The organism is Mesorhizobium sp. WSM4840 (genome assembly GCF_055811755.1).
In genome coordinates this window covers 38,992-59,440 of record NZ_JBVVQD010000038.1, presented here as the reverse complement: position 1 = coordinate 59,440, position 20,449 = coordinate 38,992, and the positions used below count along the sequence as shown (strand labels likewise).

15 protein-coding genes and 2 pseudogenes are annotated in these 20,449 nt (G+C 58.6%); 15 read left to right on the top strand and 2 right to left on the bottom strand.

The genetic code is table 11. From position 1 onward, the window contains the following. Window positions 1–338: 338 nt before the first annotated feature. From AC0L3I_RS32155 to AC0L3I_RS32145, 3 genes and pseudogenes are all read left to right on the top strand, one after another. Window positions 339–632 (top strand): annotated as a pseudogene (locus tag AC0L3I_RS32155) (type IV secretory system conjugative DNA transfer family protein); the annotation flags it as partial. An 85-nt stretch (window positions 633–717) separates the two neighbouring features. After that, window positions 718–4,773 carry a Ulp1 family isopeptidase gene (locus AC0L3I_RS32150; protein WP_473529592.1) on the top strand — a complete coding sequence of 1,352 codons (4,056 nt, stop codon included), beginning with the start codon at window positions 718–720 and terminating at the stop codon, window positions 4,771–4,773. A gap of 121 nt (window positions 4,774–4,894) precedes the next feature. Further along, window positions 4,895–5,354 (top strand): annotated as a pseudogene (locus tag AC0L3I_RS32145) (IS66 family transposase); the annotation flags it as partial. Between the two features lie 92 nt (window positions 5,355–5,446). Here AC0L3I_RS32145 and virG read toward each other — a convergent pair. Continuing rightward, window positions 5,447–6,172, bottom strand: coding sequence for a two-component system response regulator VirG (gene virG / locus AC0L3I_RS32140; protein WP_027033428.1), 726 nt, complete (start codon window positions 6,170–6,172; stop codon window positions 5,447–5,449). Between the two features lie 981 nt (window positions 6,173–7,153). Between virG and AC0L3I_RS32135 the strand changes: the two genes are divergently transcribed. From AC0L3I_RS32135 to virB11, 12 genes are all read left to right on the top strand, one after another. Further along, entirely contained in the window at window positions 7,154–7,369 is a 216-nt protein-coding gene (locus AC0L3I_RS32135) for a hypothetical protein (protein ID WP_473529591.1), read from the top strand. Window positions 7,370–7,476: 107 nt separating this feature from the next. Continuing rightward, window positions 7,477–8,259, top strand: a complete 783-nt coding sequence (locus AC0L3I_RS32130) for a type IV secretion system lytic transglycosylase VirB1 (protein ID WP_473529590.1) — start codon at window positions 7,477–7,479, stop codon at window positions 8,257–8,259. Window positions 8,260–8,333: 74 nt separating this feature from the next. Continuing rightward, window positions 8,334–8,639, top strand: coding sequence for a pilin major subunit VirB2 (virB2, locus tag AC0L3I_RS32125; protein ID WP_473529595.1), 306 nt, complete (start codon window positions 8,334–8,336; stop codon window positions 8,637–8,639). After that, the gene (locus tag AC0L3I_RS32120; protein WP_019856520.1) at window positions 8,639–8,965 is read left to right on the top strand and encodes a type IV secretion system protein VirB3; all 327 of its coding nucleotides are present in this window, start codon (window positions 8,639–8,641) and stop codon (window positions 8,963–8,965) included. Before virB2 ends, AC0L3I_RS32120 begins: the two co-directional genes overlap by 1 nt. Beyond that, window positions 8,965–11,334 (top strand): type IV secretion/conjugal transfer ATPase VirB4, encoded by a 2,370-nt coding sequence (virB4, locus tag AC0L3I_RS32115; RefSeq protein WP_473529589.1) that lies wholly within the window; start codon window positions 8,965–8,967, stop codon window positions 11,332–11,334. The genes AC0L3I_RS32120 and virB4 overlap by 1 nt, the downstream gene beginning before the upstream one ends. Window positions 11,335–11,347: 13 nt before the next feature. Further along, entirely contained in the window at window positions 11,348–12,022 is a 675-nt protein-coding gene (locus AC0L3I_RS32110; RefSeq protein ID WP_473529588.1) for a TrbJ/VirB5 family protein, read from the top strand. A gap of 51 nt (window positions 12,023–12,073) precedes the next feature. Next, window positions 12,074–12,961 (top strand): type IV secretion system protein, encoded by an 888-nt coding sequence (locus AC0L3I_RS32105; RefSeq protein WP_473529587.1) that lies wholly within the window; start codon window positions 12,074–12,076, stop codon window positions 12,959–12,961. Between the two features lie 24 nt (window positions 12,962–12,985). Continuing rightward, window positions 12,986–13,144, top strand: a complete 159-nt coding sequence (locus tag AC0L3I_RS32100) for a type IV secretion system lipoprotein VirB7 (RefSeq protein ID WP_436251093.1) — start codon at window positions 12,986–12,988, stop codon at window positions 13,142–13,144. After that, entirely contained in the window at window positions 13,141–13,854 is a 714-nt protein-coding gene (locus AC0L3I_RS32095) for a type IV secretion system protein VirB8 (protein ID WP_473529586.1), read from the top strand. The genes AC0L3I_RS32100 and AC0L3I_RS32095 overlap by 4 nt, the downstream gene beginning before the upstream one ends. Further along, entirely contained in the window at window positions 13,851–14,732 is an 882-nt protein-coding gene (locus tag AC0L3I_RS32090) for a TrbG/VirB9 family P-type conjugative transfer protein (protein ID WP_473529585.1), read from the top strand. Before AC0L3I_RS32095 ends, AC0L3I_RS32090 begins: the two co-directional genes overlap by 4 nt. Further along, complete coding sequence (gene virB10 / locus AC0L3I_RS32085; RefSeq protein WP_473529584.1) at window positions 14,729–15,868, top strand: type IV secretion system protein VirB10; 1,140 nt, start codon at window positions 14,729–14,731, stop codon at window positions 15,866–15,868. The genes AC0L3I_RS32090 and virB10 overlap by 4 nt, the downstream gene beginning before the upstream one ends. Then, complete coding sequence (gene virB11, locus AC0L3I_RS32080; protein WP_027056317.1) at window positions 15,852–16,892, top strand: P-type DNA transfer ATPase VirB11; 1,041 nt, start codon at window positions 15,852–15,854, stop codon at window positions 16,890–16,892. The genes virB10 and virB11 overlap by 17 nt, the downstream gene beginning before the upstream one ends. Window positions 16,893–17,014: 122 nt before the next feature. On the opposite strand, the gene AC0L3I_RS32075 is transcribed toward virB11, so the two are convergent. Then, window positions 17,015–19,555: a two-component system VirA-like sensor kinase gene (locus tag AC0L3I_RS32075; RefSeq protein ID WP_473529583.1), complete on the bottom strand. Its 2,541-nt coding sequence runs from the start codon at window positions 19,553–19,555 to the stop codon at window positions 17,015–17,017. Between the last annotated feature and the right edge of the window lie 894 nt (window positions 19,556–20,449).

Sequence of the window (20,449 nt, the reverse complement as noted above, 5' to 3'; positions counted from 1 at the left end):
GTTCGACGCAAATCAACAGGCCCAAGCTCACGCAGTTCCCGGCATGCAAGATATCTTGCCGCACATGCCTCCGCCGCGGCATGCAGTAGAGGAACGGAATGCGAATTTGGACGACCACATAGCAGGTATTGCGGCTTCAGTCCGTGATACAGTAGGCCCGCAAACCTCCCGTCAACAGCTGCGGCGGGGTGGTGAAATCGGGCAGTCCCTAAGTCACCCCTATAATCACGCCCGCGAGGATCTAATGGCTGCCTCCAGAAGCAGAGATCGCTCCGGCCGTTGAGGTCTCGGCCATGGTAAGTGACGGTTTCTCCTCGAATCCCGTTCACGGCCTTGCCAGCCAGGCGCGAACGTCCGATTGGAACATTCAGAATTCGTTTCAAGGTGCGCCGCTGCTGCGTCCCGAACAGGTTCGGCTGCTCAATGACGAGTACGAGATTGTTCTCATCAAAGGTCTGCCGCCATTGCAACTGAGGAAGGTGCGATATTTTTCGGACCGCATCCTGAAACGCACCTTTGAAAGCCAGACAGGCGCCCTCCCGGAGCCGGTACCCTTGACGATAGCGGACGAGGGGCTCTCGGCAGAATCTCAACTCGATGACCCGCTGCGTGAATTGGCGCAGGATTTTTGACGATACAGTTTGATGTGAGGCTAGTGTGGACCCGCGAAAAAATCCATCCCGTGTAACAGCTTTGCCGCAGGTGCAGGACGCCGGCTTGGAAGAGGATCAAGCGGTCCAGGCCAGGCAAGTGGGCGTTGAGCAGCACCTTGCCGAGGCCCGGAGGCTGTTCGATCAAGCTGACGAGTCGCCAACCAATCCAGAGGAGCTTCAGCGACTGGACCAGGGGCTCCGCGAAGTGCTTCAGCAATGGCAGGATGAGCAAGCCGCCTCGCCTTCTTTCAGCGCTGAGGTTCCCGAGGCGCTCCGGCCGCTGTTCGATGATCGAGCTCACCAGCCGCCAACCAATGCAGAGGAGCTTCTGCGACTGGAACAGGGGTTCCGCGAAGTGCTTCAGCAGCGGCAGGATGATCAAGCCGCCTCGTCTTCGCTCAGCAACCCAGGGATGCGTGCTGGACCGGAGGACCCTAACAGAAGCGTGTCGGAGGCTTTCGCAACATCTGGGCACGCCGGAGTTCAGGCCGCCGCCCCGCCAGTCTTGGCTGCCAGCCAACAGCAGATCCGGCCCTGGCCGGATGCGCTCGACCAGGGCAACCACCTGCCACCCCAGGGGGGCATCATCAACAATGAACATTCCACACCGCTGTTGCGGCCAGCGGAGAGGCAGAGGGCCCTGAATACGCCGCAAGCCGCCGCCATTCAGCAGCCGCCGAGCGAAATCGGCAATTCAGGCGGCCGCGTGCCGATGCAGCCCCCCATGCGGCAATTGGGTGAATTGCCATTGCAAGGGGTACCGGTTCAAGGGACAGGGTCCGAACACATCGGAAGGCTGCATGCGGAGGCCGCGCCCTCCGCAAGGGCTGAGGCACCCCCCGCTGCCATCGAGGACTCCATAAATGTTTCGTTCGCCGTCCCCAAAGACTTCTCCCATGGGACTCAACGCGTCCCAGACGCGATGCTCCCTTTCTTGGACCGCCCTGGCCCCTTGCCGGATGCTGGCCAAGCGCGGCAAGCGGGCTTTGAGCAGCACGTGGCCGAGCCGCGCCGAGCCGACCCCGTTGCGAGTGGCGCCCGTGCTTCCCGCTATCACCATCTGTCCGACGAACACCGGGACCTTATTGATAGAGCGATCGCCCACTCCCAGGAAAAATATAGCGAGACCACGGCCCGAAAATACACGTTTGCACTTCGCCGGTTGGCGAATGATCTCAGCGCTCGTGGCCAAGCGACCGATCTAAGAAATCACAAATTCCTGGTCGATCACGTCGGTGCTTTCTTTCCGAAAGACGTGGATATGAAGAGCGCGTTGAAGGCCCTTCGTGCGTATCATGAGCCGGGCTATTCAGCGACTGCTGGCGGCCCTGCTGCCAGCTATCCCCATCTGTCCGCCGAACACCGGGACGTTATTGATAAGGCGATCGACCGCGCTGCGGCTCAGCAAAACCAGAGCGCGGAGACGCTGCGAATATACTCGAATGCGCTTCGCCGATTGGCGAATGATCTCGGCGCTCGTGGCCAAGCGACTGATCTAAAAAATCACCAATCCCTGGTCGATCACCTCGATACTTTCTTTCCGAATGACCAGAACATTAAAACGGCGTTGAACGTCCTACGTGCGTATCATGATCCGGGCTATGCAGCGACTGGCTGGTGGCCAGCGGCGGTGCCGGCAAAGGCAGATGCGCGTATCTTGGAAAAATTAAGCAGTGACAGCGGGTTGGCCTTAAGCACCCGTGTCGTCTATGGTCGTCTTCTTCGCAGATTTTCTGAGGAGCTTGAGAGTCGGGGCCAGACGATCTCTGGGCTGGATCACAATTCGCGGACCGAACTCGCCGAGGCGTTGTTTCCAGGCAACAAGAAACTCCGCTTGGCGCTGCAGCGGGTTCACAATGCGGAGGTTCCCGAGGCCTTGCGGCCGCTGTTCGATAATCGAGCTCACAAGCCGCCAACCAATCCAGAGGAGCTTCTGCGACTGGAACAGGGGTTCCGCGAAGTGCTTCAGCAGCGGCAGGATGATCAAGCCACCTCGTCTTCTTTCAGCGCGGAGGTTCCCGAGGCGCTCCGACCGCTGCTCGATGATCGAGCTCACCAGCCGCCAACCAACCCAGAGGAGCTTCTGCGACTGGAACAGGGGCTCCGCGAAGTGCTTGAGCAGCGGCAGGGTGATCAAGCCACCTCGCCTTCTTTCAGCGCGGAGGTTCCCGAGGCGCTCCGGCCGCTGTTCGATGATCGAGCTCACCAGCCGCCAACCAATGCAGAGGAGCTTCTGCGACTGGAACAGGGGTTCCGCGAAGTGCTTCAGCAGCGGCAGGATGATCAAGCCGCCTCGTCTTCGCTCAGCAACCCAGGGATGCGTGCTGGACCGGAGGACCCCAATAGAAGCGTGTCGGACGCTTTCGCCGCGGCCGGCTCTGGGCACGCCGGAGTTCAGGCCGCCGCCCCGCCAGTCTTGGCTGCCAGCCAACAGCAGATCCGGCCCTCGCCGGATGCGCTTGACCAGGGCAACCACCTGCCACCCCAGGGGGGCATCATCAACAACGAACATTCCACAGCGCTGTTCCGGCCAGCGAAGAGGCAGAGGGCCCTGAATACGCCGCAAGCCGCCGCCATTCAGCAGCAGCCGAGCGAAATCGGCAATTCAGGCGGCCGCGTGCCGATGCAGCCCCCCATCCGGCAATTGGGTGAATTGCCATTGCAAGGGGTACCGGTTCAAGGGACAGGGTCCGAACACATCGGAAGGCTGCATGCGGGGGCCGCGCCCTCAGCAAGGTCCGAGGCGCCCCCGGCTGCGATCGAGGACTCCATAAATGTTTCGTTCGCCGTCCCCAAAGACTTCTCCCATGGGACTCAACGCGTCCCAGAGGCGATGCTCTCTTCCTTGTACCATTATGGCCTCTTGCCGGACGCGGACAAGCCGGAATGGAACTACGAGATTAAAGGCCACGGCTACACCGCCCGGAGGCCAGAGGAGGGCAACGACGTTTGGCTCCTCCATCGCGGAGCGATAAGGGAAGCTGGAGCGGCAGCAGTACCGGCAAGGGCTCCGGGACCCGCCTTGCCAGCGACCGCCAGGCTCTCAGACACCCATCTCGGGGTTCCGTTGGTCGATCTGACCACCTCCTCCGATGCACACATCGAAGCCCTTCCGTCAGGCTCGTCCAATCTCCCCCGGGGGGCGGTGCTCGGGGCCACCCAACTGCTGGGCGACGAACATATCCAGAGGGATTACGAATTCCTCGAGCAGCAGCTGCAGCAGGCCGATCCAGCGCTCGCCGCCCGGACGCGGCTGGTCGATCCGTCGGTCTCCCATCTGCTGCGCCACATGGAGCAGCAAGACGCGCGAGGCACATTGCAGTCGATTTATAATCGAAACGCCGGCCCATCCGACTTCCTGTTCGTGCCAGTGAACGATGGGGTGGGTATTGACCGCGGCACCCATTGGTCGCTGCTCCTCGTAGATCGCCGCGATCCGGAAAGAGCCGTCGCCTATCACTACGACTCCATCCAGCAAAATGAACAGCGATACAACGACGCGCCTGCACGAAAGCTCGCTACAAGACTGGACGCGACCCTGGTAACACCCGACATGGCGCAGCAGAAAAACGCTGTTGACTGCGGCGTCTTCGTGGTGGACGGCACGCGCGAGCTGGTTCGTCGATTGGCGAACGAAGAGCGGCCAGACCAGCAGCTGCCGCTGCACCTCAACTACCTCGTCGCCGATCGGCAGGCGCTGCAAAACCGACTGAGAGAGGGCCGCTTGCCGCACGAGCTTGCCGCAAGCCCCGCGGAAGCTTTTGCAGCAGCCGGGTCGCAGGTGCAACACGCCGCGTTGCAAGAGCAGCAAGCCAGACAGGTCGCGCCAGCGCCGTTTGAACGGCACTTGGGCAAGACGCGCGAGGCCGAGGACAAGCTGACGAGTACACTGGACAGGAGCAACCGCGTGAACAGCGGGGGCGTCATCATCAACACTGAACGTTACACAGCGCCGTTGAGACCGGCGAAAAGGCAGAGGACTGACAATTCGCAAAGCCTCGCCATCGGGCGGCAGCCGAGCGACGCAAACACAACGTCCATCGGCCAAGCCTCCGATCAAGCCCGAGCGGACCTCATGGCTTCCTTCAGGAGCAGAGAGCGCTCCGACTCTGGGCGTTGAGCTCGATGGCTAATCAGAACAGCTCTTTTGGCGAGGGAGAGGCTGATGCGATCTCCGGACCGGTAGCTCTCGCCGCAATTGATCAGGCTGGCACTGTTGGAAGGCGATGTAGGCCTGGAACTCGCCGATCGCCAGCGAGGCGCTGAGACGATCGCCCACCTCAATAAGATCGAGGACGATATCCGCGGCCGATCGGCCGATGAACGCCGTGCGACGCGTCGGGAAAATAGCCGCGCTATTGTCGCCATCTTGAACCTTGGCTGCGTGAAAGCTCGGCCTGATCGGTCAGAAGACCAAGGTCGCCGAGGCAATCCGCTACACGCTCTCACGCTGCGAAGGCCTCTCGCGCTTCGTTGACGACGGTCGCACCGAGATCGACAACAACACCGTCGAGCGCTCAATCCGTCCGCAAGAACGCGCTCTTCGCCGGCTCGAACGACGGTGCCGAACACTGGGCAGTCATTGCGTCGCTGATCGAAAGCTGCAGGCTCGATGGTGTCGGGTCACTCGGTTATCTCGCCGACGTCCTCACCACCAGGATCGTCAACAGCCATCCCAGCCAGATCGACGAGATGCTGCCTCGGGTCCGACATCCAGGCGCCGAGCTAAGGGCCGCCAGAAAACACCGCCACGCTTCATCAGCCTCGTCAGCCAATCTCCAGAATAGCTCCTGTCACGCGGCCAAGGTGCCTCCGTAGCTAACGTCTACGTCAGCGTTGAAGAAATACCCTGCACCACGGCATGTCTTGACTAGCCTTGGATTGGCCGCATCAGCCTCCAGCTTTCGGCGCAAGCGCAAGATTAGGACATCGATACTTCGATCGTAGACCTCTTCTCCACGCACACGGCTCGCGAGCAAAAGCCGTTCTCTGGATAGGACATTGCGGGGGTTCTCCAGGAACGCGATCAGCAGGTTGAACTCACATGCGGTAAGCTTGACTTCGCCACGCTCCGCACAGATCAGTCGCCGCTGCTTGACGCTGAGCTTCCAGGCTCCGAACCGAAATGAGCGATGATCTTTCGTCCGCGGACTGGAAATGCGCTGGCGTAGCCCTACTCGAATGCGGGCCAAGAACTCGCGCAGCCCGAAAGGCTTGGGGATGAAATCGGTTGCGCCGAGCTCCAGCGCAACGACTTTTTCCGCCTCATCAAGCCGGTCGCCGCTGATCACTATGATGGGTAGATCCGATTTTGTCGCCAGGTTGCGGACGATGGCAAGCCCATCCTCCCGGCCTAGGTTGAGGTCAACAACCACGAGATCAACTGGCTCATGCGATAGAACGTAGTTAAACTGCTTGCTATCGTTGACTGCGGTCACCTTCAAGGCATGCATCATGAGATACTGGGAGATGAGGCGTCGCATTGCGGCATCATCGTCAATGACAAGAACATGTTTCAACGGCTCACCTTCAATCTTGAATCCCCTTGTCTAAAGCTGTTGCCGAGCAACCCTTGGGCACCGGCGCAGGACAGCTGCCCCTTGCTACCACTCGCCGGTGCGTGCGGCCAATGTGAGGCCGTTGCTCGGCCTGGTCTTTTCATCCACAGCGAATTGATCGCATCCAGGCAGCCGGTGGCCACCACAGCTGCAAGCGCCGGTATGACCCTGCCGAGTGGTCCTTCGCTTATTCGCGAGCTCCGCCGTTGGTGTAGGCCTGCCAACACCACTTGATTACGACGGCACGGACGCCCGGTCGCTTGCCATGTCCTTGCATCTTCTTCGCGTTTCTGGCGCTTGCGGACCTGGATCACCTCGAAATCCTCCCGCTCGTGCGTGCGGCTCCGACGCGGTGGAGCACCGCGGCGGTTGACTGATCGCAGAGGCGGTTGGCCGAAGAACGGCCGTGATTCGCTATAGTGGCCTTGTGCCAACGGTATGTCTCCTGCCCAAGGCAGGTCATTGGGAGGTGGCCGGCGGCGCCAATCCTGTTCCCGGCGATCGGCAGGTCCGGTTACGGTTACGGTTACCTTGCGAGCTAACATTTCTCAGTTGATGCAATACCTTCCTTTTGAGCCTGTCACTGTACTTGTCGAGAGCGCTGTCGGACTGCGTCAATCCGCCTGCGGTTTCTGCCGATGGGACTGTGCGTGACCCACCAGTTCGCGGCGCGGCCGAACAGCTGAACCAGGTCTCGCACCAGGCCGGCTGCGCCGCCACGTCTTCCCAGTTGACCCTCGTCCCCGCGTATTTTGCGCCTCCGACGAGCTTCGCGGACGAACTCGCGGTTTCAACCAATGCCTGAGTATGCAGGGCGCATGGCTGTCTCTTGCAACAACGGCAGCATGCCGCAACATTGGGCAGCTCGGCGCCCTAGTCGGTTCTCGCGTTCGATCGACCCAAGCTTCCGCAGCCTGAGATGAACCCGCCAAGCTCCCCATTTTGTCCTTCGGCCAGGCGCTGACACAAGATTCCATCACCGCCCATGCCAAGTCGCGGTTGACGCTGCAGGAGCAACGGACGGCCGGGGCGGGCAATCCCGCGCAGGAATGGTCCACCACGATGGTCGAGATGTGCCGGCTGATCGCGCCCGCGCAACCCGTGCATGCGCAAGGTGCCCATGCACCCGGACATGAACAAGCTCTTTGCTTCAGTTGAAACCGAAAAGCTGAACTTGAACATCACGCAGTAACAAACCTGCCCGATAAGCGCGTGCCGGACAGGGCCAGAACCGGTCCGGACGCTTGGAAAGGTAGGGGATAGGAATGTTTATTGCAGCTTGGCCGCTGGCCATCGCCCTGTTGACATCCATGTCATTCCCAGCCGAGCCCGCGCCACTTTCGCCCCGTGAATTCCACCGCCTATCGCGCAAATGCGCTCCCTGGGTTGCGCCGTCCACGCTCGCCGCGATTGCCAAAATTGAAAGTGGCTTTGAAACGCTGGTGGCTCATGACAACACCACAGGTGAGCAGCTTCGCTGGACAGACCACCTGAAAGCGATGCGGGGCATCAAGAACCGCCTCGAAGCACAACATTCTGTCGATGTCGGATTGATGCAGATAAACAGCAAGAACTTTTCCTTCCTCAATCTCACGCCGGAAAAGGCTTTCGAGCCCTGCGCCTCGCTATCGGCCGCCGCCCACTTGCTTGAAAGCCGGTATGCCGGCGGCACGACTGCTCCGGCGCAGCAACTGGCGCTTCGCCGTGCCATCTCGGCCTACAACACGGGCGACGTCACGCGTGGCTTCACCAACGGTTATGTACGCAAGGTCGAGTCGGCCGCAAAGGACATCGCGAGTCATCTCGAGCGAACGCTGGAGCCGACCGCTCCAGATGCGCCACGCCTTGAGGCATCCGGTCGGAAAGCCGTGCCGCCTCTGCTCCAACAGAGCCAACAGGCCAATGGAAAGCAGCCCAACCAAAATTCTTGGGACATCTGGGGCTCGTATGAGTCAAACCGCTCCGGGGCCGATCCCTCCGGTCCGACAGGCAGCCAGGCTGCGGAAGAGCGGGAACCCTCGAACCCGAACAAACTCGTATTCGATTGAACCATGGAGATACAATGATGAAGCCACTCAAAATACTTCGTGCGCTTAAAACGCGTGTTCCTTCGCCTTTTTCCATGCTGCGCACGGCGGCTGAATATGTACCGGCCGCTGCTGCAGGCGCCGCGTGGACGGTCTTCTCCATCGCGCCAGCCTCGGCTCAGGTGACCGGAGGGACGGATCCCGCCAAGATGGTCCAGAATATCTGCACCTTCATACTTGGCCCCTTCGGACAATCACTGGCCGTGCTCGGACTCGTGGCCATCGGCATCTCTTGGATGTTCGGTCGTGCTTCACTTGGCTTGGTTGCGGGTGTCGTTGGAGGGATCGTCATCATGTTCGGCGCCAGCTTCCTGGGCAAGGCGCTCATAGGCGGTGGCTGATGAGCGACCGGTTGGAAGTGAGCACCCTCTATGTGGCGGCGACACGCCCCGCACTGTTTCTGGGGGTGCCGCTGACGCTGGCCGGATTGCTGATGATGTTGGCTGGTCTCGTCATCATTGTCCTTCAAAACCCACTTTATGAAATCGTGCTCGTGCCACTCTGGTTCGGGGCACGGCTGGTGGTTGAGCGTGACTATAACGCCGCAAGCGTCGCGCTCCTCTATTTGCAGACTGCCGGCAGAAGCGTGGACGGGCCGGTCTGGGGTGGCGCGAGCGTCAGCGCCAATCCGATCAGAGTGCCGAAACGCGGAAGAGGAATGGTGTAATGTTTGGCGCCAGTGGCCGGACCGAGAGATCTGGCGAGATCTATCTTCCGTATGTCGGTCATCTCAGCGATCAGGTTGTCCTGCTGGAAGACGGATCGATCATGGCCATGGCACACGTGAACGGCCTGCCCTTTGATTTGGAAGACGCAGAGATGCGCAATTCGCGCTGCCGCGCGTTCAACACTCTCTTGCGCAACATCGCGGATGACAATGTCACGCTATACGCTCATCTTGTGCGCAATAACGATGTGCCGGAGCCGGCATCGCGCCAGTTTCAAAGTGCATTTGCTGGCAGTCTGAGCGAGGCCTATGAGCGCCATGTGCTGTCGGGCAAGCTCTTTCGCAACGATCACTTCCTCACTATCGTCGTGTCCCCCCGCACCGCAATCGGCAAGATAGGCTGGCGCATTGCCAAATCCCCCAGACGGAATGACAACGATCTGGCCACACAAATGCGAAGCCTGGAGGACCTCTGGCAGATCATTGCTGGCTCACTCGGCGGTTACGGTCTGCGCCGGTTGGGTATTCGCGAGAAAGGCAACGTGCTCTTCACGGAAATTGGTGAGGCGCTTCGGTTGATAATGACTTGCCGGTTTCTTCCGGTTCCGATGGTTACCGGCTCGCTTGGCGCCTCGATCTACACTGATCGGGTCATCTGCGGGAAGCGGGCGCTTGAGATTCGAAGACCCGGGGATAGCTCCGTGGGATCATTGTTTTCGTTCCGTGAATATCCGGCGACGACGCGGCCAGGCATGTTAAATCCCTTACTGTCCGCCAACTTCCCGCTTGTCCTGAGCCAGAGCTTTTCCTTCCTCACTCGGCCACAAGCTCATGCGAAGCTTAGCCTTAAATCCAGCCAGATGACGAGCGCCGGCGACAAGGCTCTCACCCAGATCAATGAACTTGCCGAGGCAGAGGACGCACTGGCAAGCAACGAGTTCGTCATGGGTTCGCATCATCTGAGCCTGTGCGTCTATGGCGACAGCCTCAATAGCCTTGCAGATCGCGCAGCAAATGCGCGCGCAAGGCTGGCCGACACAGGCGCCGTTATCGTCCAAGAGGGTATCGGCATGGAGGCCGCGTACTGGTCCCAACTCCCGGGGAACAACAGGTGGCGCACGCGCCCCGGCGCGATCACCTCGTACAATTTTGCCGGGCTTGTCTCATTTGAGAACTTCCCCAGCGGTTCCAGCTCCGGCCACTGGGGCAAAGCTGTTGCGCGCTTTCGCACAAACGGTGGAACGTCTTTCGACTACATCCCCCATGAGAATGACGTCGGCATGACGGCGATATTCGGACCCGTCGGCAAAGGCAAGACGACGCTGATGACCTTTATCCTCGCGATGCTTGAGCAAAGCGTGGTCGATCGCAATGGTGCCATCGTCTTTTTCGATAAAGACCGGGGTGGTGAACTGCTGGTGCGAGCCACGGGAGGGACATACCTTGCGTTGCGCAGAGGCGCTCCGAGCGGCTTGGCCCCTCTGCGCGGACTGGACAACACCTCCGCCTCGTTGGACTTTCTGCGCGAATGGCTGATGGCCCTCATCGAGAGTGACGGCCGTGGTCCGATCTCGCCGGAGGAAAGCCGTCGACTGGAACGTGGCATTCTTCGTCAACTTTCGTTCGAACCCGCCATGCGCTCACTTGCGGGCCTGCGCGAATTCCTGCTGCACAGCCCCTCGGAGGGCGCGGGAGCACGGCTGCAGCGGTGGTGTAGAGGGAATGCGCTTGGATGGGCCTTTGACGGCGATGAGGACGAAGTCAGGCTGGATGCCTCCATTACCGGCTTCGACATGACGCAGCTCCTGGAATTTGAGGAGGTCTGTGCGCCGGCCGCCGCATATCTTCTGCACCGCGTGGGCGCTGTTGTCGATGGCCGTCGGTTCGTCATGAGCTGCGACGAATTTCGCTTCTATCTGCTCAACCCGCAGTTCTCGGCTGTTATCGACAAGTTCCTGCTCACCGTCCGCAAGAACAACGGCATGTTGATACTCGCAACGCAGCAGCCTGAACACGTGCTTGAATCGCCCCTCGGAGCCAGTCTCGTTGCACAATGCATGACCAAGATCTTCTACCCATCACCGACGGCCGACCGGGCCGCGTATGTCGATGGCTTGAAGTGCACCACGCAGGAGTTCGAGGCAATCCGCCAGGGAATGGCAATTGGCAGCCGCAAGTTTTTGCTCAAGCGCGAGAGCGGGAGTGTTGTTTGCGAATTCGATCTTGGCCAGATGCGCGAGTATGTAGCCGTACTCTCGGGGCGGGCCAACACCGTGCGCTTTGTCGACCAGCTTCGTGACCAGCACGGAGATGCCCCAAGTGCGTGGCTCGACAAGTTCATGGCTCGTTACCACGAAATTCAAGACTGACGGAGGAATATTCATGAGATTTCCCACGCTTGCAGCAACGACGCTTGCCGCTTCCTTTCTGCTTAGCGGACAGGCCCGGTCGCAATTTGTCGTCATCGACCCGGCGGTAGTAACACAAGCGGGCTTAACAGCGGTTTCCACTGCGCAGATCCTGATAAAGTCAGCCCAGACGCTCGCTTCCACGATGGAAATGGTGGAGATACTAGGGTCGTCATTCGGTGTCACGGGGCTGCTAAGTTCACTGAACCAAGGAAATCACTACCCGTCGGGCAATCAGCTTGAGAGGCAGATGTTTGAGGGTCAGGCGCCAACTTCGATTAAAGCGCGTGCAATTGCGGACAACCCAAACCGGAAAGTCGACGGCACGGATTCAGAAGCGAAACTGTTACAGGGACAAATCGCTGGTGCCATCAATGCCGCAGCTCTTGCAGCCGACACTCTGGGCGTAATGGACAAGCGCCTTAAGGCCAACGACAACACGCTTGGTCAGCTTTCCCGCTCGGGAAATATTGTGCAGGCCACCGTCACCAACGGTCTGGTCCTCAAGCAGATTCATGATGCGATTATCCAAAATGTCCAGGCCACGAGTCTGCTGACGATGGCCACTGCACAAGCGAGCCTTCACACCGCAGAGGAAGCCGCGATGCAGCGCCGCGAACGCCAGGAGACCGCCAGAATTTTTGAGTAGCGAGCTGAGTTCATCCGACTGCGCTGATCAGGGGCAAATAAGGCTCACGCAATGGTTTTCAAAATTCCTGCGCCATTCACGGCCATACACGCGATCTTTCATGGGGCCTTTACGTTGGGGCTGCACAAAGTGATTGATAGGATCCAAGAGGCGGTCAGTGCGCCTCTGGTTGCGTGTGTCACGCTTTGGATCATAATCCAAGGCTTTCTGGTCATGCGTGGTCAAGTCGACGCGCGCGGAGGTATCTCGCGCGTAATCATGGTATCGATTGTCGTCGCGCTCATCTTAGGGCAGGCCAACTATCAGCAGTACATTGAAGCGGTCTTCGACGACACGATTCCAAAGCTTGCTCACCAGATCAGCGGAAGCAACTTGCCCTTCATCGGTATCCCCCAGAAGCTCGACGTAATGTTTGCTGCAAGTCAGGTTGCCTTTCAGCGGATTGCTTCCGAAATTGGGCCAATGAATCAGCAGGACATACTTGCCTTCCAGGGAGCGCAATGGATTTTGTACGGCGCGCTCTGGACAGCGTTCGAGATCTATGATGCCGTTGGAATTCTGACGAAGGTGCTCCTGGCGATCGGCCCCCTCGTTCTTGTAGGCTATCTTTTTGATCACACTCGAGACATGGCTACCAGATGGATCGGCCAACTGCTCTCGTACGGGCTGCTGCTTCTCCTCCTCAACATCGTTGCAACGATAGTTATCGCGGCCGAAGCAGTCTCGCTGGGAGTCATGCTTGCGGTGATCAGATACACGGGTACGACAGCAGCCAAGATCATCGGGCTTTACGAGCTCGATATGCTTTTCCTAGCTGGTGACGCTCTGATCGTCGCGCTTCCGACGATCGCCAGCAGCATCGCCGGCGGTTCTTGGGCCGGTGCGAACCAATCTCTTAGCAGCTTAAATCGCCGCATTGCCAAAACGGCAGGTGGTTAATCAATCTACAACGCGGTGCCACACATGAAATACTGTCTACTTCTGTCAATACTTGCTTTGGCGGCCTGCAAGACAACCGACAGGCTTGCGACCTGCACCGGTTCGCCATTCCAACTGAACGTGGGACAATGGGAAACCACCCCTGAAGATCTTGAAGTCGAATGTGCGGAAGAGCCCAAGTGAAATTTCCTGAACATGCCCTTCTGGTGGAGAAAGAAACGCTAGCCGCCCACTACAAGAAGGTGGAAGCGTTTCAAACTTCACGAGCAAAGTCTGCGCGGCGCCTGTCAAAGGCCCTTGTGGCCTTTGCGGCAGCGGCAGTCCTAGGAAATGTTGCGCAGGCATTTACCATCGCTACCATGGTCCCGTTGGCCAAGCTCGTACCTGTGTTCCTCTGGGTACGCCCGGATGGAACAGTTGACAGCGAAGTGTCAGTCTCTCGACTGCCGGCAACCCAAGAGCGAGCCGTCATAAATGCTTCGCTGTGGGAATATGTACGCCTGCGCGAGAGCTACACAGCCGATTCCGCCCAATACGGCTATGACATCGTATCCAGTTTCAGCGCACCGGCTGTGCGGCAGCAATATCAAGATTTCTTCAATTATCCGAATCCCACCTCGCCGCAAGTCACAGTCGGCAAGCTCGGCAAGCTCGAAGTCGGGCATATTTCCTCAAACGACATCAGTCCGGACGTTCAACAGATCCGATACAAACGCACCCTTTCCATCGATGGGCAGATGCCGTTGGTGACCACCTGGACAGCAACCATCCGCTACGAGCGCCTGACAGATCTGCCTGCCCAATCAAGGCTCACCAATCCGGGAGGTCTACTCGTCACTTCCTATCAAACCTCGGAAGATAGCGTATCGAACCTGGGTTACGTGCAGCCATGACAAAAAGAGCGTTTCTCGCACTGGCCTGTTCACTACTTTTAACGCTGGAGGCTTCCGCGGAAGACACCCCGCTTGCCGGCAAGCATGATGCGCGGATGCGCTACTTGGCTTACCGTCCCGACGAAGTGGTGCGCCTGTCGACCGCGGTGGGGGCAACGCTGGTCGTCACATTCGCGGCCAACGAGACCGTCGCAGCCGTGGCCGTTTCCAATAGCAAAGACCTGGCTGCGCTCCCTCGCGCCAACTACTTGTTCTTTAAGGCCAGCCGGATCCTCCCGCCGCAGCCGGTCGTCGTTCTGGCCGACAGTGAGTCCGGTACCCGGAGATACGTCTTCAGCATTTCAACGAGAGCGATGCCAAAATTAGATGAGCAGCAACCTGACTTATACTACAGTGTGCAGTTCACCTATCCCGGTGATAAGGCTGCTGCTCTGAGACAGGAAGCAGAAAGGCGCTCGATTCTTGGTCAGGCCCGGGCAAAAGTGCTGCAGGAACAGAGGGTTCAGGATTTGTTGAATCGGCCCGCTGCAACTGCCAGTCCCGACGAAAGCAATTTTCACTACGTCGCAAAGGGCGATCGATCGCTGGCGCCGCTGGAAGTTTTCGACGATGGCTTTACCACCGTATTTGGCTTCGCAAGCAATTCCCGCATACCCTCCCTCTACATTATCAATCCCGACGGCAAGGAAGCCGCTGCCAACTACACAGTCAAAGGGGACTATGTTGAAGTATCCTCAGTCGCCCGGGAATGGCGTCTGAGAGATGGCAATACGGTATTGTCGATTTTCAACAGGGCATATGATCCTGTTGGACGAGCGCCGGGGACCGGTACAGTGAGACCCGACGTGTGGCGCGTTTTGAAAGGCTCGGGCCGATGAATGAAACCGGCCCACAGTCGGGACATGATGTAAATGCATCCGGATCGTTGGTCTCGGAGCCGGCCCGCCGGCATGTTTCGGGATCACAGAAATTGGTCGTCGCCGGTCTTGTTCTCATCTCATCTCTATCGCTCATCTGGCTCGGAGGTCGTCCCAGCACACAAGACGAACCATCTCAGCCAAACCCGCCAATTTCCCCGAACGCCGAGCCGTTCCGCCCCGTGCCTATTGAGCTTGCTCCCGAACCTCCAGCACCTGCAAAGGCGGCGCAGGCGGCAGATCCTGCGCCATCCACGCCGCAACCCGCGGCAGCTGAACCGCCGCCCGAGGAATCACCAATTTTCGCCTACAGCAGCAGCAGTCAAAAGCCCGACGTGGCTCAGCGGAGCGAAGACGACCACAAGGATGCTCCCGCGACCGCGGATGAGATTTCGATCGGTGGCGATCTGTCGGGCCGATTGAAGCCAGACATACAGGAGCCGAGCCGGGCCACACTTTTGCCGCACCCTGATCTCGTGATTACTCAAGGAACGATCATTCCTTGCCTTTTGCAAACGGCAGTCGACACAAATTTACCCGGTTATGTGAAGTGCGTCTTACCTAAAGACGTCCGCGGCGCCACCAACAATGTCGTGCTCTTGGATCGTGGGACGACCGTGATTGGCGAGATCCAGCATGGTCTCGAACAGGGGGATGCGCGTGTCTTCGTGCTGTGGACGCGCATCGAAACACCTGACCATGCCCTCGTTTCGATAGCATCGCCGGGCGCTGACGAGCTCGGCCGCTCCGGAGTGCCTGGCACGGTGGATAATCACTTCCGGGAACGCTTTGGCGGAGCAATGCTGATGAGCGTCCTTCAAGGCGCGTTCCAGGCGGCCGGTCAATACGCGGCGAGCTCTGGCGGAGGAAGCGGCATCAACAGCTTCCAGAGCAATGGCGGACAAGCCGTCGAGACGACACTGAGAGCGACGGTCAACATCCCGCCAACCCTGAAGAAAAACCAGGGAGATGCTGTATCCATCTTTGTGGCTCGCGACCTCGATTTCTCGGATGTATACGGTCTCACGGCAACCGTCGTGGCGCCAGCCCCCCAACATCGCCAACGCCGGAGAGACAACAATGCGATCGGAGGCTGACCCTCAATTGCGTTTGCTTCTCGACCCCGTTCTGAAATGGCTTGAGGAGCCGAGGACCGAAGAGGTCGCTATCAACCGGCCTGGGGAAGCGTTTGTGCGACAAGCCGGCGTCTTCACGAAACATCCGCTACCACTAGGTTATAACGATCTGGAGGACATCGCGATTCTCGCTGGAGCGCTGCGCAAGCAAGATGTCGGACCGCAAAGCCCCCTCTGTGCGACTGAGCTGCCGAACGGAGAGCGGCTGCAGATCTGTTTGCCGCCCGCTGTTCCCTCAGGAACAGTAAGCCTGACGATACGGCGTCCTTCAAGTCGTGTGACCGAACTGAAGGAAGTTTCTTCTCGCTACGAATACTCACGCTGGAATCAATGGCGGTCACGAAAACAGCGCCAAGAGCGGCAGGACCAAACTATTCTTCAGCAATACGACGATGGTGACTTGGAGAAGTTTTTGCAAGCGTGTGTTTCGGGACGGCTCACGATGCTGCTTTGCGGACCTACTGGAAGCGGCAAAACGACAATGAGCAAGACTTTGATCAACGCTATACCCCCGCAAGAGAGACTGATAAGTATCGAGGACACGCTGGAGCTTGTAATCCCGCACGAGAACCATGTCCGGTTACTCTATCCGAAGGACCGAGCCGGCGTAGGTGCGGTGACAGCCGAGCAACTGCTGCAAGCGAGCTTGCGCATGCGCCCTGACCGAATATTGCTCGGCGAGATGCGCGATGATGCTGCATGGGCCTACCTTAGCGAAGTCGTCTCCGGCCATGCGGGATCAATATCAACGATCCATGGGGCTGATCCGGTCCAGGGCTTCAAAAAGCTCTTTTCCCTCGTCAAGAGCAGCCCGCAAGGAGCCGCTGTGGAAGATCGAACGCTTCTTGACATGCTGTCGGCTGCCGTTGACGTCATTGTGCCGTTCCACACCCAAGGTGACCTGTACGAGGTGGGAGAGGTATGGCTCGCCGCCGATGCCCGGCGACGGGGAGAGACAGTAGCCGACCTCCTTAACAAGCACTAAGGCTAGAACAACGTCTCGGGATCGATAAGTCCATTGTGATGCGACGCGTCGTTTTGTTCTGCTTCGATGTCTTTTGCCAGGCCTTCTCACATTACTTGCATAGAATGAGCGAGTCGGCGGCATCACGCCATCATCATTATACGAATCGCATGCTCTATTGTCCTGGACGAGACCGGTCTCGCTAGCCGAAGGACGAAGGCCTGATTGTCAGATGTGACCGGCATGGGGTCGATGTCACCGATGACTATGAAAGGCACCGTCATGATGGCCGGGCATACGGACTCTGCCCGTCCTCGCTCGAGGAAAGCCGTCTTCGCCAAAATCAGCAGGTCAGCTGCCTTCCCGCTCTCGATCCAGCCGCAAAGACTTTCGAAGGTCGCGAAGCCGATCGGCTCATGACCCAGCGCGGCGATATTGTCCTTGTGAATCTCCAACTCTGCTGGATCGGGCTCCACGACTGCAATGATTCCGCCGTTGGCCGGTGATCCGTTGTATGGGCCGAAAGTGACGTCAGCGCTGACTGGCTCCTCCTCGGAGGCTGGCAAGTAGATATCAAAGCGCGTACCTCGGCCAACAACCGAGGTGACGTCTAGGCATCCTGCGAGCGCGCTCACGTGCCTGTCAACCGCAGCAAGACCCAGCCCGGTCCCGCCGACGAGAGAGCGCGTGGTAAAAAAGGGCTCAAAGACATGCGGAAGTATCGAACTTGCGATTCCTGGGCCATCGTCGCTGATGGAGAGGAGAACGTAATCTCCAGGTCTCAAGGTGCCCTGAGCCAGCGGCTTGGTTTGGCACACCTGGGCGCGAGAAACGCTAACCTCGACGCGGCCCTCGTTCAAGACAGCCTCCGACGCGTTCTTGCACAGATTCATGAGGATCTGCTGCATCTCGGTTGGGCTGCCCTCGACCACCGTTTGCCACTCGTTGATCTTGAAGTTCAACTGAACACCCGCACGAACTGTAACCCGCAGCAATGGCGCAAGATCCATGACAATTTCGGAGACGTTGAAAGGCACTGCAACGCGCTTGCGGTTTCGGCTGAGTGACAAGATCTGGTCAACGATCAGCTTGGCGCGGTGTCCAGCTAAGATGATTTGGTCGATGTGGTTCCGTATTCTGGAGGGGCGACGCACCAGACCTTGGGCAATTTCTGAATATCCGATTATTGCGCCTAAAATATTGTTGAACTCATGTGTGGCGCCGCTTGCGATCGTGCCGACGGTCCTCAGCCTTTCCGCCTGCTCCCATCGACTCACCAGAAGGTCGCGTTCGGCATTTACACGTTGCATTTCAAGATGGTTGCTCAAACGCACAATGGCACTGGCAAGAACCCACAGGTCGCCTGCTGAGGGGAGTGAGCGATCTCGTTCAAAAACAAGGATGCAAACCACAGCCTGCTGATCGGAGGCCCTGCAAGCAACAATTTGACAAACACCGGAAGTGTCTAGGGCGGTGCGAACCATTTCCGCCGCCGGAACGACGCGAAACACTGGCCGTCCGGCGCGGACAAGTGAAACGACTTCATCAAGAAGCGCGACGTTCCAGACACGCATGCACGTGTTCGTCACAAAGCACTCGGTATGCCTGCTGAGACTCGGATCCACCTGAGCAAGCGCGCATTGATCCGCGTCGAAAGCGCGTTGAACAAGTCTAAGCGCTGCTTCGGTTGAAAAGCGCGGCGACGCGTTCTTTGCTTTACTTTCGTTGAAGCGAGCTTCGATCTCACGCATTGCCTCTTCAAGCTCCAGCCGCCTTTCCAACCGGTTCGTCCGCACATGCAGCCTGAAGGCCCGAATGATCGCAAACAAGCAGAGGCATATGGACACCGAGCCAAAGAAAAGTCGTGTGCGCTGCGCTTGCGCGCTGGCCAAGCTGTAGTCTTTCAGATATTCGCGCTCCAGTTCGGCGGCCTTGGCGAACGTGTTAAAGGATGCGATCCGATCGGCTGCGCGGTCCACTCTCGACAACGCGGACAGGATAGCGCGGCCGTTGCGGACAACATCGTGGGTGGCTTGGTCCTGGCTCGGAGGAAGTCGGCTGAGAGACTGATCGATCTGTGATGCGAGGCTGAATCCCGGTCTGGCCGAAAACTGAAGGATCAAATTGGAGAGTTCAAGCCTGTTGGACGGCGCCCCCTCAAGGCGATTAACCGAGCGAGCAAACCGTACGAGAGAGCTTTGCAGAAGCTCATTTTGCGCAGCCGCTGCCGAGATGGCAGCCTCTGTGTTCTCGACGGACTTTTTGAGCTGTGCAAGCAACCTGGAGTGCGCTCCGGAGCTCTCATCGGGCGAAATCTCGGCAAGGCGTTGCAAGTTTGTAACGTTCCTTTGCAATGCTTGGAGGGTAGAATCAACGGGGCGGAAGTCCAATACCATGTCGGTTCGAGCGCGGGCGACATCGCGCTGGAGCAATGCGTAGTTGATCTGAATCGTTCGCAGTTCACTTAGGACCGCCTCGTCGACCTGTGGGTCCTGCCTCTGTATCCCGACCAAGAGCGCAAACGAGGCCGCCAGGGCGATTACAAAAACGTTGTCGGTACTGAGCCTTTTTTCACAACGAAACGGCGTTTGATGCGCGGTGCGCGCCTTGCGAAAGTCCGATCTGAATTCTAGCTCCTCATTGCTTCGGTGTGCGGCCGGATGCTGCTGGAACAGGAAAACCATGTGTACCTCTCCCCTCATAAAGACGGCTTAGACACCGTCGCACTTTGCCCCCTTGGCCCCGCTGACCCTCCGTTGGATTTCGCGGCGATTAGACTTCGACCGTTCTGTTCCGAACTCTGGCCACTCGCGAGCTCGACGCGAACGTGGAAACTGAAGGCACGGCGTTACGGCACGTGAGAACGATAACTGGGCTATCCGTGAATGCTGATTTGATAGTTGTTGAGAAGGGAAGGCACCAATGCCAGGCTGACACCGCGTGACGGATTCAATCGAGATTTGCCTGTTTTCGCGCGGCGAGTCGAACCACGCCGATGTTGAAGGTACCGTTGAGTCTCATCATAATGACGGCAGGAACCGAATACTCGTGAGCCTTCGTTGCGTCAGTCCGCTCAAGCCATCACGCACGCGGCAGAGCTAACTTCCGGCAAGAGTTTCATAGCTGGGCCAACAAATTGCGCTCTATGCCTGACCAGAGTAAGCAGGACGTACGTACGATCGGCATGATCCCCGAGGAGCGTTCGCACTTCATCTCTTATCCGGCGAAGGATAGCCCATTGAGCAGCTCACCATCGGTTATGAGATCGAGGCGACACACAAGGCGGGCAACCGGTCGCAGTATTCGGAACTGTCTTCCGAGAGATCATGGAGGGACAGACAAGCCGCACGCTGCAGCAGCCTGGGGATGACACCGGTCGGCCAGCCATTATGCCGCTAACCCGCTTGCGATCTCTGTGCATTGTATCTCCTGCGTGCAGCCCCTGCATTAAGCCAGCGTCGACGACCAGAGCCCATGTTCCACCAAACAAGGGTTAGCTTTCAAGAAGCTGATTGAACAAATTGATTGTTTGGATCGCACGCATCCGAACAATGGATGCAGCTAAATGCAGCGGCGGT